Origin of the sequence: Micromonospora tarensis, assembly GCF_016803395.1 — a bacterium.
In the GTDB taxonomy this organism is placed as follows: Bacteria; Actinomycetota; Actinomycetes; order Mycobacteriales; family Micromonosporaceae; genus Micromonospora; species Micromonospora tarensis.
Genome location: NZ_JAEVHL010000202.1, coordinates 1 through 11826, shown reverse-complemented (window position 1 = coordinate 11826; position 11826 = coordinate 1). Strand labels below are relative to the sequence as shown.

Genomic DNA, 11826 nt, shown 5'->3' with positions numbered 1-11826 from the left:
GCGGAGCAGGAACCGCAGGACCCGGCGGGCCATCGCCGCGCTGTAGAAGACGTCACCGGCGAGCACCACCTCGGCGTCCCCGGCGTCGCCGTCGAGGATGTCGCCGAACTCGGCGTCGACGCGTACCCCGTTGGCCTCGGCGTTGAGGGCGACGGCCGCGACCGCCAGCTCGTCCACCTCGACGGCCCGCACCGACGCCGCGCCGGCGCGGGCGGCGGCGATGGCCACCAGGCCGGAGCCGGAGGCGAGGTCGAGCACCCGGCGGCCGGCGACCAGCTCCGGGTGGTCGGTCAGATAGCGGGCGAGCGCCTGCCCACCCGCCCAGGCGAACGCCCAGAACGGTGGGGGTTGGTCGGTGGAGAACTCGCCCTCGGTCAGCTCCCACAGCCCGATCGGCTCGTCCGCCTGGTGCAGTCGCACCTCGGGGACGAAGGCGACCGGGGTCAGTCGGGCGTGCAGCCGGACGAACGTGCTGGAGAGCTCGGACACCTCACGATTCTCGCGCACCGTGAGGCCGGGCGAGTCGGCGGCACTGGTGAGGGGTTCACCACGCTCGGTGAAATCACCCCTCGCCATTGACGCTCGATGCGAAGACACCCCTCTGTCCGGCCTGCCCGCTTCCTCCTAGCGTTGCCCGGAGGGACGAGGAGAGGCGAGGTGGTGGTGATCGTGTGGCGGTACGTGCTGCGGGTCGGGGCGTTTGTTGCCGGCGTGACCGGGACGGTGCTGACCCTGGCCACACCGGCGCAGGCGGCCTTCACCACCGAACTGGGCGGGCTGCCCGCCCGGTTCACCGCCGGTGACCAGGTGCGGACCATCTCGGCGGTGGTCTCGCAGACCGACCGGCGCGCTGGGTGCGCGAAGGTGCGCTGGTCGATGGTGCTCAGCGTGCAGGGCATCCGGCTCGACCAGGTCAAGATGGACCGGGTGGAGGAGACCGGCGACTTTCCGGTGGAGATCCGCACCGAGGGTGACACGGCCCGGCTGACCGACCGGCAGCTCGACCCGGGCACCCTCTGCCCGGGCCGCACTGTCACGGCCCGCTACCGGGTGGCCTTCGACCGGGACGTCACCCAGGGGCGGGTGACTCTCGCCGCCGAGGCGTACGACGCCAACCTGCGCCTGCTGGCCCGGCAGACGGCCACCCGCTCGGTGGTGGGGGTCAGCGGTGCTCCGACCAGATCGCCGAAGCCCACCGCGACGACAGCGGCCCCCACCGAGACCGCGAGCGCGCCGACCGAGGGCGAGGACACGGCGACCGAGGAGCCGGTCGGGGAGTACCCGGCCGACGCCGCGCCGCCGGCGGCCAGTCGCCCGGTGTCACAGTCCGGTGGTTTCGGCGTGGTGCAGGCCGCGTTCCTGCTCGGCGGGCTGCTGCTCTCGCTCGGAATGGGGTTGTTGCTGCGGCTGCGGCATCTGGCCCGGGAGACGGCTGGCGAGGCCGACGATCCACCCGCGGACCGGCGCTGGGAGCGCCCGGTCGCCGCCGACCCCTGGCGACCGGCCCGCCGCTGATCGAGGGCCGTGGGGCCGGCGGGCAGCCGCCGACCCCACGGTGGTCACTTCGAGAACGCCTGGAACTCGGCGATCCGGACCTGGTTGCGGGCCGGGCTGGCGGTCGCGCAGTCCGTCGTGGTGGCCGGGTCGTCGTCCTGCTCGCCCGCGTACCGCGGGCCGCCGGTGCACTGGCTGGCCAGCACCTCCAGGCGCAGGTGGGTGGCGACTGTGGTGGGCACCGCGAACGTCCGGAGGTTGATGTCCCGGCTGTACGCCCGGTACGCCCCGCCCGGGAACGCGTCGGCCGCGCTGGTGTAGATGCGCTGCCAGCGTGCCGGATCGGCGCAGTCGGTGGTCTTCGCGTTGCACGCCGACACCGCGAACGAGCGCAGCGCGCTGAGCGCGTTCTGCGCGCCGGTGTCGGCGTCGCCGGTGATCGCCGGGCGCAGCATCGCGCTGACGTTCACCCGCTTGACCGGCTGCGGGGCGTCGCCCGGCAACGCCACGGTGAGCTGCCGGCCGGCGACCCCGTCCAGCGAGGCCCAGTTCGTCGCCTCGGTGTCGTCGACGACCCGGTCCAGGTTGACCCCGTCGCCGGTGACCGTCGCGCCGGACGCGGCGGAGGCGAGGTTGCGGCTCAACCGCAGGTCCAGGTACCCGGTCTGGCCGGCCTTGGCGGTCACGCCGAGCCGCTGGTGTCCGAAGCCGGGGGCCACGGCGAGCAGGTCGTAGCTGCCGGCCACCAGCTCCACGGTGTCCGGGATCGGCGTGGCCGGGTCGGTGTCGGCAACCGGCACGGCCCGCGCCTCGTACGCCCCCACGTACACCCGGATCGGCGCGTCGACGCTGTCCCCGCGTGGACGCAGGGTGAGCGTCGCGTTGCCACCCTGCGGAGCGGCGAAGCTCGGCGTCGGGTCGGTGTCGCCGGCGCCGTTGGTGGCGGCGTCCCGGCCCATCCCGGAGCGGGCGAACTCGGCCCAGATCAGGTCCTGGTTGGCGCCGCCGAAGCGGAGCAGGTCGGCGGTGAGCATGTTGTCCCGCATGTCGAGCATGCTGACCTGGCTGGCGGCCTGGAGCAGGAACGAGTCGAAGACCAGCTGCGACCAGCGACGGTTGCCCGGGCACTGGTCCGCGGCGACCTTGCCCTGTGCGCAGTCGAGCTGTCGCTGCGGTGTGCCGATGCCGTACCGCTTGACCAGGGCGGACCGGACCCGGAAATTGGTGGCGCCCCAGATCTCCCCGTCGGCGTGCACGGCGGGGCCACCGGTGTTGTAGCCGATGTCGGAGTAGTTGAGCGGGCTGCGGCTGAGGTCGTAGTTGCGGATGCCGCTGACCAGATTGCCGGTGACGTAGCCGCCGGTGACGAAGGGCGTCTCGCCGGGGGCGCGCAGCCCGTGCTGGAAGAGGTACTCGGCGGCGAGCAGGTCGCCCCACGACTCACCCATCGCCCCGCCCTGGTGACCGCTGATCCCGCTGTCCGGGCCGGCGATCATCCGGTTGGTGATCGCGTGGGTGTACTCGTGGCCGATCACCGTCATGTCGTAGTCACCGTCCACGCAGGGCGGGTACGGCCCGCCCGCCTGTGGCTGCCACAGGTACATGTTCGTGGTCGGCGGCAGCCCGTCGCGCGGGGTGCCCTGGTTGGCGTTGTTCCGGTTGCCGGTCAGCGCGCCCTGCTGGGCACGGCCCTGCTCGGCGTCGCCGCCCAGCCCGGACGGGGTGAGGTTGACCGCCTGGAGGTTCCACGCCGACTCGGTGAAGCCCAACCGGTACGACCAGTCGTGCATCCGGTTGTGCATGGCGAACAGGTTGGCGATCGACGCGTCCGCGTCGTTGCGCTGGGCGGAGGTGAACACCTCCGGGTTGCACTTCGCCTGGTGCCACTGGTCGGTGAAGGGATACTCGTAGCGCCGCTCCGGGCTGGGGGCGGCCGGGACTACCGGGGTGTTGTTGCCCCAGGAGAGCACCGTGTTGGCCGAGTTGCCGCGTGAGGTGAAGGTCGGCGTGCCGGTGGCCGCGTCGACGTCCCACGGCTGGCCGGTGGCCGGGTCGCGGGAGGCGGCCTGGCAGCCGGGTGCCGGGTCGCCGCACCAGCGCACCCTCGGGTCCTGCCCGGGGCCGAGGTCGCGCGGCGGGGTGGCCGGGAAGACCGCCCAGCTCGGGTTGTCGGAGTCGAAGTCGACAAGGTCCTCGCGGACCAGCACCTGCCCGGTGCTGCCGTCCACGTAGCTGGTGAACGCGGCCGGGTGCTCGGTGTCCGCGCCGATCATGGTCACCTCGTAGGCGGCCCGGGCCCCGTCCAGCGGGGTGGGCACGGCGACCTGCCGGATGGTGTGACTGGCCACCGCGCTGGCGGTCAGGTTGACGTCGGCGAGCGCGGCGGCGTACGCCTGCTCGGCGGTGCGGGTGGCCGGCGCTGGAGCGGCGGTGTTCCGGGCCAGCGACGAGTTGACCGAGAGCACCGTCCCGCCGGCGACCGCGAGGGTGACCAGCCCGTCCGGCCCGGCCGGCAGGTCGCCGAAGCGTTGCCGGAGGGTGACCACGGCACCCTTGCCGATCGGCCGGACCAGCACCCGTTCCAGCTGGGCCACCGCGGCGGCGTCCATGCCGAACAGGTCCCGGTTGGCGGTCAGGTAGGCGCGGGCGGCGGCCTCCGGGTCGGCCGGCAGGCCACTGGCGAGCGGGGTGCGCCCGGGGCCGAGTGCCTGCGGGGTACCGAGCCGGTTCCACCGGACGTCGGGGTCGGCGGCGCGGGCCAGGCCGCGTTGACGGACGTCGGGTGCCGCCGTACCGGTGCGGTTGTCGGCGTCGGCGGGTTCGTGCCGCCCCTCGGCGAACGGCCCGGACCTGCGCTCGGCGGACGCGGCGCCGCCGGTCGGCGCGGCGGTGCTCACGCCGGTGGGGAGCAGCGCGGCGACCGTCGCCGTTGTCGCCAGGACGGCGATGAGCCGGCGTCGACGCCGGCTCATCGGGGGTGACCACTCCGGTTGTGGCACGGGACCTCCTCGTGGGAGCGGGATGGTCGGCGGTCGCCGACCGTCGCTGCGCGGTAACGCATGCGCATCTGTGGATATCAGTTGATCGAGATCGCGGCAAGGTCCGGGGCCGCGGCGAGCCACGAGATCGAGATAAATCAACTTGATTCGTCCATCGGCTGGCACTGTCGACGCAGGACGCGAGAGCTGGAGGTGGTCCCACGGCACAGCTGGAACAGTGACCGCACGGTCACCAATGTCTTCCTCTTCCAGCTCCAGCGGCACAGTGACCACCACGCCAACCCGCTGCGCCGCTACCAGACGTTACGTAGCTTCGACGCCTCGCCGCAGTTGCCGGCCGGCTACGCCACCATGGTGGTCGTCGCGCTGGTGCCACCGCTGTGGCGGCGGGTGATGGATCGTCGGGTGCTCGCCCACTACGACGGCGACCGGACCCGGCCCAACCTCCGCCGCCGGGGCTGACCTCGCAGGTGTCAGTAGTTCGGCGCCCAGTCGGGGTCGCGGCCGAAGGCGGCCAGCAGGCGGTCCTGCTCGTCGGCCTCGTCGGGCACCCGTACCCCGGTGCGGACCAGGTTGTTGCGTCGGTAGTCGTCGATCTGGCCGGCGAACCACCGGGCGGCGGTGTGCACCGTGTCCGGGTCGAACCGCGGCTGCGCGCCGATCGCCACCGCCACGTCCCAACCGTGGATGAGGTGCTCGGCGAGGAGTTGCCTGAGGTATTCGGCAGCCGGGGTGTCGCCGCCGGAGAGGTGCACGGTGCGCTCGATCGTGCCGGGGTGGGTGGCGGCGATCTCGGCCTGCGCGGCGGCCTCCCGTGCCGTCGCGATCGGGTCGGCGCCGAGCTGGTCACCGTCGAGCCGGTCGCCGACCTCGTCGATGGTCCGGCCGGCGAGCAGCGGAACGCTCCACCGGTCCTCGGTCACCACGTGGTTGACCAGCGTGCGGACGTCCCAGTCCGCGCAGGGTGTCGGGTCGGACCACTGGCCGGGCTCGATCTGGTCCACCCGGTCGATGAACTCGGCCAGGCTCCGGCGGTACGCCTCCAGCAGATCCATGCTGCCGATTGTTCCGTCCGGCGCGGCGCGAGGAGCCGTTTTTGCCCGCCCCGGGCACCGCGATCGAGGGCTTTCCGCCCAGCTCAGTCCAGGTCGGCCGGGTCCAGGCCGAGTTCCCGGGCGGTGACCAACCGGACCCACTCGCCGAACTGCCGGCGAGAGATCACCCGGTCGTGTACGGCGAGTTGGACGGCCAGCCCGTCCATCACCGCGCTGATCCGCCAGGCGGCCCCGTCCGGGTCGGCGCACTGGAAGGTGCCGTCGGCCACCCCGGCCGAGATCACCGCGGCCAGGTCCTGCCGCCAACGGAGGTCGAGCCGGCGGGAGACCTTCTCCAACTCCGGGGCGCGCAGCGACTCCGACCAGCCGTCGATCCACATGGACCAGGAGGTGGCCCGTCCCGCCGGGGTGTAGAGCTTGAGGATCCGGCGGAGCTTGGTCAGCGGCGGGGCCGAGGAGCGGGTCACCGCGTCCAGTCGGGCCAGATCCTGTTCGACCGCGTACGCGAAGGCCTGCGCGAGCAACCGCTCCTTCGTGGCGAAGTGGTAGAACACCAAGGCCTGACTCACGCCCGCGGCGTTCGCCACGTCCGCCGTCCGGGTGTTGGCCAGACCGCGCTCCACGATCACGTCGCAGGCGGTGCGCAGCAGGGCATCCAGGCGGATCTCGGCCGCACGTCTCGTCACGACCGTTACCGTAGCCTATGTGACTGAACACGAACAGTTACCGCTGCACGCTGATCGGCGCGGTGACAGTCGGAAGCCGGACACTTCCTCCAGGCGTCGTCGGTCGTTCCACAGGGAGTGTTCGTCGAGGTCCGCAGCCACGGCCTGGGCTGCCGAGGCGTCCGGCGGCCGGCCTGCGACGCGGTGATGACGATCGTTTCGTGGTGGTGACCGGCCGTGACGAATCCCGATATCAGGCCAGCCCCCTAGGAAGCACGCGCGGGGTGGGCCCGATCCCGACCTCGAGCTGGCGGGACGCGCCGAGGCGACCCCGAGTTGGCAGTCGTTCACCGGCTCGGCTAAAGTTCTCATCCGTCACCCGGGAACGTCCGGGGGCGTGCGGACGTAGCGCAGCTGGTAGCGCATCACCTTGCCAAGGTGAGGGTCGCGGGTTCGAATCCCGTCGTCCGCTCGGAGATGCCGCCACGCATGACGGGGGCAACCTCGGTGGGGTGGCCGAGAGGCGAGGCAACGGCCTGCAAAGCCGTGTACGCGGGTTCAAATCCCGTCCCCACCTCGGCAACAAGCTCGGGCGATTGGCGCAGTGGGAGCGCGCTTCCTTGACACGGAAGAGGTCACTGGTTCAAACCCAGTATCGCCCACCAGAGAGAACGGCTCGTGACCGGGAAACCGGGTCGCGGGCCGTTCTCGCGTACGGCGTCCGGCCTCAGCCCACACTGAGCCGGTAGCCGATTCCCCGCACGGTCTGCACGCCCAGGGTGGTGTCGGCGGCACGCAGCTTGCGTCGCAACCGCTTCACCGCCGAGTGCAGGATCGACGTGTCGCCCAGGTAGGCGCAGCCCCAGACCGACTCGAAGAGTCTCTCGTACGGCCAGACTCCGGCCGGCGCGCTGGCGAGCTGGCTGAGCAGCCGGTGCTCAAGGCGGGTCAGGGCCAGCGGCTGCCCGCGCCACGTCACCAGGTGGTCGAGGGGGTCGATCTCCAGGCCGCCGAGGCTGATCCGGCCGGAGGCGGGGCTCGGGGCTGCCGTGGCGGAGCCGGCGGCTGGAGCGGTGGCGGAGTCGGTGGGCCCGGCCGCCGGGCCGGCCGGAGGTGCCGATCCGCTGATCATGGGCGGGCCGATCATCGCCTGCAACTCGGCGAGGTCGGTGCAGATCACCAGGGTGCCGAGCCCGTCCAGCCGCCGCACCATGCGTTCGCGTACCGACACGTCAGCGGTCACGCAGAACACGAGGGACACGCCGTCGATCACTGTTGTACCTCCCCAGGTGCCAGTGAAAGACAACGCTGTCTGAACCGCATAGTCAATGGTTTCCGTCAGGTGGCCATCGTGATCGACTCGGGTTCTCCGACGTCCCGACGTCCCGCTTCGGTCGACACCGGGTCGGCAACGAAGCCGAGTGGATCAGAACGTCAACAGGCGGAACTCGCCCACCGGACGGAAGCCGAGACGGCGGTAGACCGGCTCGCCGATCGGGGACGAGGTGAGCGCGGCCCGGCGGTACCCGCGCTCACCGGCCAGCTGCAGCGCGGCCCTGGTCATGGCCGCGCCGATGCCCTGCCGGCGCTGCTCGGGCCGGGTGCCCACGAAATAGAGGGTGACCAGGCCGTGGCTGAGCCAGGCGACGGCCGTTCCGACCAGCCGGCCGTCCGCCAGGTGGCCGGCCAGTCTGAGCACCGTGCCGTCGCCGTCGAACGCCTTCTCCCGCGCGATCGTCGCCGCCACGCCATCCGCCGGAATTCCGGACACCCGGCCGTACGCCGGGACGAACGCGGCCAGATCGGCGGTCTCGGCGATGTGCAGGCCGGCCGGTGTCGGCACCTCGGCCGCCTCCGCGACCGGCACGGTCATGATCGGCAGGCGGGCGATCTCGGTCGCGCCGAGGCCGACCAGAGCGTCCGCGGTGCCGGCGTCGCTGTCCGGTCCGACCCACCAGACCCGGGGCACGCCGTCCAGGCGCCGGCGGGCCTCGGCGAGGGCGTCATGCGGTGCGCGGCCGACCACGCGCAGCACGCCGTTGAGGGTCGCGTGCGGCACGTCGCTGCGGTACGTCGGGAGGTCCGGACCCCCGGCGACGCCGACGTTCCAGCCGAGCAGGTACGCCCGGTGCGCGGCCAGCACCGTGCCGAGAGACTCCATGATCCGGATCGTAACGCGGTGCCGGACAACCCCCTCGGCCAGCGGAAACCGCTGTGACCGGCGGTACTTTGTCGAGCGTTCCAGATCGCGGGTAGCGTGCAGCCATGGCACGTACCCGTGAGTTCGACCTCGACGTCGCCGTCGACGCCGCCATGGACGTGTTCCGCAGCAAGGGCTACGAGGGCACCTCGATGCGCGACCTCTCGGAGGCGACCGGCCTGGGCAGCGGCTCGCTCTACGCCGCGTTCGGCAGCAAGGACGGTCTCTACCTGGCGGCGCTCGACCTGTACCGGCAGCGCTACGCCGCACCGATGGTCGACCTGCTGCGCTCCGGCCACGACGCGCGGGCGGTCATCAGGGAGGTTTTCGTCAGCGCGGTGGACGACATCACCGGCGACGGTCGGCACCTCTCCTGCCTCATCGTCGGGGCTTCGATGGAGCGGGCCCACCAGGACGCCCGGGTCGCCGAGCGGCTCCGATCGACCACCCGGTCGCTGGAGTTGGCGCTCTACGACCTGCTGGCCGAGGGGCAGTTACGGGGCCAGATCAGCTCCGACCGCAGCGCCACCGACCTGGCCGGCTTCCTGGTGACCAGCCTCCAGGGTCTGCGGGTGATGGGTGCCATCAACCCGGACCGCGCGGCGCTGACCCGCTACGCCGAGGTAGCGCTCGCCTGCCTGACCTGATCAGGAGATCGCTCGGGCCGGTCGCCTCGATCGAGGTGACGGCCCGGAGCCCGAGTCCTCACAGCGGCGGGGCGATGTCCCGCCGCTCCTCGACCTGGCGGTATTCCACCGGCTGCTCGGTGGTGGTGACCACCTGGCGACGCCGGCCCCAGATCAGCGTGGTCATGATCAGGCCGAGCACGCCGGCTCCCATCAGGATCCAGCCGACCACGTCGAGGTTGATGCCGCCAACGTTCGCGTCCAGCGCGAAGGTGAGAATCGCGCCGAGCGCGATCAGGAAGATGCTGGTGCCGATACCCACGACAGCCTCCTTAGGGGTGTGGTGCGCTGTCGGATCCTTCAATACCCCGAGGCCGAGGAGCGCAACCGCCACCGGCCAGGGGGCCGCGCGAGGCGATCTTGGCATCGGGTAGAGTTCACCTGTCGCCGGCGAGAGTCGGGGACGTGCGGACGTAGCGCAGCTGGTAGCGCATCACCTTGCCAAGGTGAGGGTCGCGGGTTCGAATCCCGTCGTCCGCTCGTGATCTGCCCCATCGGGGCCTGACTGCCGGGTTCGGCGGTCGCCACGGGCGATTGGCGCAGTGGGAGCGCGCTTCCTTGACACGGAAGAGGTCACTGGTTCAAACCCAGTATCGCCCACCACCTATGCAAGTGGATCGGCTGGCCCGTTACCGGATCTCCGGTAACGGGCCGCGGCCTCTCTGCTTGCCGCCTGCCACCAGCCGGTCACCCGCCGGCGCGGAGTACCTCGCTCAGCCGGTCGCGTCGCCGCAGCGCGGACTCGACAGGTACGACAGTGACGGCCGCCGCCAGCAGCGCCACGCTCACCAGGCCGAGCGGCCACCACCCCGGGGGTCGACAGGTACGCCGGATGCCCAACTTGTCGAGCAGCTGCGGCCCGATGTAACCGCGCACCAACTCCGGATGGTCGGCCCACTCCTCGAAGACGCTCACCTGGGCCGGGTGCAGCGCGGCACCGACCCGTTTCAGGTCGACCTCCCGGTCACCCGGCACTCCGACGACCAGGGGCTCGGCCCGGTCCGCACCGGGCTGGCGGACGGAGAGTACGACGTTCTTCAGGGTGTCGGCGGAGGTCCAGCCGTCCCGCCCGGCCAACCGGCGGGCGTTGGCCAGCTCCACCAGGCTCGCGATCGTCGGGGTCTCCGGGGTCTCGTGCACCTCGACAGCCGGGTGGGCGCCCGGGTCACCGGCGGCGGCAGCCGGGTGATGACCGCCTCGGTGTTGGCCGCGTAGTCGCAGGCGGTACAGCCGACGAAGGTGTCCTCACCGACCGGCGTCGCCGCCAGGAACTCCTCCGACGCGGAGCCACCCATCGCGCCGGACATCGCCCGCACCACCGCGTAGTCCAGACCCAACCGGTCGAAGATCCGCCGGTACGCGGCCCGGTGCCGGGCGTACGCGTCCCGCAGCCCGGCGTCGTCCAGGTCGAAGGAGTACGCGTCCTTCATCAGGAACTCCCGGCCGCGGAGCAGTCCGGCGCGCGGCCGGGCCTCGTCGCGGAACTTCGTCTGCACCTGGAACAGCGTCACCGGAAAGTCCCGGTAGGACGTGAACAGGTCCTTGATCAGCAGCGTCGCCATCTCCTCGTGGGTCGGTGCCAACAGGTGCTCGGCACCGCGCCGGTCGGCGAGGGTGAAGATGTCGTCGCCGTACTCGGCCCACCGGCCGCTGGTGCGATAGGGGTCGGCCGGCAACAGCGCGGGGAAGTGCACCTCCTGATCCCCGATCGCGATCAGCTCGCCACGCACCACCTCGGTGATCCGGTCCAGCACCAGCTTGCCCAGCGGCAGCCAGGTGTAGCCGCCCGGTGCGGCACGACGGATGTAACCGGCGCGCAGCAGCAGCCGGTGACTCGGCACCTCCGCGTCCGCCGGGTCCTCGCGCAGGGTCCGCAGCAACAGGGCCGACATGCGTAGCAGCATGGTTGCAGGGTAGGGCCGCGCCGATCGGACGAGCGAACCAATTCGGTACAGGTGATGTGCATCTTGAGCACTCGGACACGGCAACCATCGGTGCCCATGCTGACGTCTGGGATGGCATTCAGCCTTACACCCCTGATGCGAAGGACCGGCTCGTGTGGACACTCTGCTGAGTGAGTTCGACTCGTTCGTCCGTACCCGCACCCCGGCGTTGTTGCGCTCGGCCTACCTGCTGACCGGAGATCAACATCTGGCCGAGGACCTCGTCCAGTCAGCCCTGGCTCGGACGCATCGATCGTGGAGCCGCCTGCACCACAGCGGCAACGCCGAGGCGTACACCCGCAAGACCATGTACCACCTGCAGGTGTCCTGGTGGCGCCGCCGTCGGATACCCGAGTCGATGCCGGGCGACCTGCCCGAGCCACGCGGAGGCGGCTCGGCCCCCGACCACGCCCACCAGGCCAGCCTGCGACTCACCCTGCGGGCGGCGCTGGCGAAGCTCTCCCCGAGACAACGTGCCGTGCTGGTGCTGCGGTTCTTCGAGGACCGCACCGAGGCGGAGGCGGCGGACCTGCTCGGTGTCACGGTCGGCACTGTCAAGAATCGTTAGAAGCTATGGTCGATGTTGTCGACATGGATGTCGATCTAGGGGGACGGTTCTGATGGTACGGCGGAAGGCCCGGTCGGGGAACCGGGGCCGGTTCGACAGCAAGGACGCACTGCTAGCTGTAGCGCCCAGCACCGTTGTTGACGCGGGTGATGGGTGGTTGTCCGGCGAGGGCGGTGTGTCCGCGGTGGTGGTTGTAGGTGTGGAGCCAGGCGGGTA

General features: G+C 71.5%; 10 protein-coding genes, 5 tRNA genes and 3 pseudogenes. 9 read left to right on the top strand and 9 right to left on the bottom strand.

All coding sequences use genetic code 11. The features are described 5' to 3' along the window. The coding region (locus JM949_RS27565; protein WP_203151132.1) for a class I SAM-dependent methyltransferase at positions 1–489 on the bottom strand (489 nt) is incomplete at its 3' end. 168 nt (positions 490–657) lie between these two features. On the opposite strand from JM949_RS27565, the gene JM949_RS27560 reads away from it, so the two are divergent. Beyond that, a complete protein-coding gene (locus JM949_RS27560) occupies positions 658–1515 on the top strand; it encodes a hypothetical protein (protein WP_203151131.1) in 858 nt (285 codons plus the stop codon). Positions 1516–1559: 44 nt separating this feature from the next. Here the strand turns inward: JM949_RS27560 and JM949_RS27555 are convergent, their stop codons facing one another. Beyond that, a complete protein-coding gene (locus JM949_RS27555; protein WP_203151130.1) occupies positions 1560–4493 on the bottom strand; it encodes a M36 family metallopeptidase in 2934 nt (977 codons plus the stop codon). Between the two features lie 168 nt (positions 4494–4661). On the opposite strand from JM949_RS27555, the pseudogene JM949_RS27550 reads away from it, so the two are divergent. Then, positions 4662–4955, top strand: a pseudogene (locus JM949_RS27550) (fatty acid desaturase); the annotation flags it as partial. A gap of 11 nt (positions 4956–4966) precedes the next feature. Here the strand turns inward: JM949_RS27550 and JM949_RS27545 are convergent. Beyond that, positions 4967–5548, bottom strand: coding sequence for a TIGR03086 family metal-binding protein (locus tag JM949_RS27545; protein WP_203151129.1), 582 nt, complete (start codon positions 5546–5548; stop codon positions 4967–4969). 83 nt (positions 5549–5631) lie between these two features. Beyond that, the gene (locus tag JM949_RS27540) at positions 5632–6234 is read right to left on the bottom strand and encodes a TetR/AcrR family transcriptional regulator (protein ID WP_203151128.1); all 603 of its coding nucleotides are present in this window, start codon (positions 6232–6234) and stop codon (positions 5632–5634) included. Between the two features lie 378 nt (positions 6235–6612). On the opposite strand from JM949_RS27540, the gene JM949_RS27535 reads away from it, so the two are divergent. The 3 genes from JM949_RS27535 (at position 6613) to JM949_RS27525 (ending at position 6878) form a co-directional block, all read left to right on the top strand. Then, positions 6613–6685: transfer RNA gene (locus JM949_RS27535), tRNA-Gly, on the top strand. 34 nt (positions 6686–6719) lie between these two features. Continuing rightward, positions 6720–6790: transfer RNA gene (locus tag JM949_RS27530), tRNA-Cys, on the top strand. Positions 6791–6803: 13 nt separating this feature from the next. Further along, positions 6804–6878 (top strand) — tRNA-Val (locus tag JM949_RS27525). 62 nt (positions 6879–6940) lie between these two features. On the opposite strand, the gene JM949_RS27520 is transcribed toward JM949_RS27525, so the two are convergent. Further along, complete coding sequence (locus JM949_RS27520) at positions 6941–7444, bottom strand: winged helix-turn-helix domain-containing protein (RefSeq protein ID WP_203151133.1); 504 nt, start codon at positions 7442–7444, stop codon at positions 6941–6943. Between the two features lie 195 nt (positions 7445–7639). Further along, on the bottom strand, positions 7640–8374 hold the full coding sequence (locus JM949_RS27515) for a GNAT family N-acetyltransferase (protein WP_203151127.1): 735 nt from the start codon (positions 8372–8374) through the stop codon (positions 7640–7642). 104 nt (positions 8375–8478) lie between these two features. Here JM949_RS27515 and JM949_RS27510 point away from each other — a divergent pair, with 104 nt between their 5' ends. After that, positions 8479–9060 (top strand): TetR/AcrR family transcriptional regulator, encoded by a 582-nt coding sequence (locus JM949_RS27510; protein WP_203151126.1) that lies wholly within the window; start codon positions 8479–8481, stop codon positions 9058–9060. A gap of 58 nt (positions 9061–9118) precedes the next feature. On the opposite strand, the gene JM949_RS27505 is transcribed toward JM949_RS27510, so the two are convergent. Continuing rightward, positions 9119–9361: a DUF6458 family protein gene (locus tag JM949_RS27505; RefSeq protein ID WP_203151125.1), complete on the bottom strand. Its 243-nt coding sequence runs from the start codon at positions 9359–9361 to the stop codon at positions 9119–9121. Positions 9362–9506: 145 nt separating this feature from the next. Between JM949_RS27505 and JM949_RS27500 the strand changes: the two genes are divergently transcribed. Together JM949_RS27500 and JM949_RS27495 are read left to right on the top strand one after the other, a co-directional pair. After that, a tRNA-Gly gene (locus JM949_RS27500) sits at positions 9507–9579 on the top strand. 48 nt (positions 9580–9627) lie between these two features. Then, positions 9628–9702: transfer RNA gene (locus JM949_RS27495), tRNA-Val, on the top strand. Between the two features lie 154 nt (positions 9703–9856). Here JM949_RS27495 and proS read toward each other — a convergent pair. Beyond that, positions 9857–11003 (bottom strand): annotated as a pseudogene (gene proS / locus JM949_RS27490) (proline--tRNA ligase); the annotation flags it as partial. A gap of 154 nt (positions 11004–11157) precedes the next feature. Here proS and JM949_RS27485 point away from each other — a divergent pair. Then, positions 11158–11610 (top strand): SigE family RNA polymerase sigma factor, encoded by a 453-nt coding sequence (locus tag JM949_RS27485; RefSeq protein WP_203151124.1) that lies wholly within the window; start codon positions 11158–11160, stop codon positions 11608–11610. Positions 11611–11722: 112 nt separating this feature from the next. Here JM949_RS27485 and JM949_RS27480 read toward each other — a convergent pair. Next, positions 11723–11826: pseudogene (locus JM949_RS27480) on the bottom strand (IS481 family transposase); the annotation flags it as partial.

What these genes read in the sequence shown, in the direction of transcription:
- JM949_RS27545 (WP_203151129.1), bottom strand. Translation starts at nt 5,548, where the DNA reads ATGGATCTGCTGGAGGCGTACCGCCGGAGCCTGGCCGAGTTCATCGAC.
- JM949_RS27515 (WP_203151127.1), bottom strand. Translation starts at nt 8,374, where the DNA reads ATGGAGTCTCTCGGCACGGTGCTGGCCGCGCACCGGGCGTACCTGCTC.
- JM949_RS27510 (WP_203151126.1), top strand. Translation starts at nt 8,479, where the DNA reads ATGGCACGTACCCGTGAGTTCGACCTCGACGTCGCCGTCGACGCCGCC.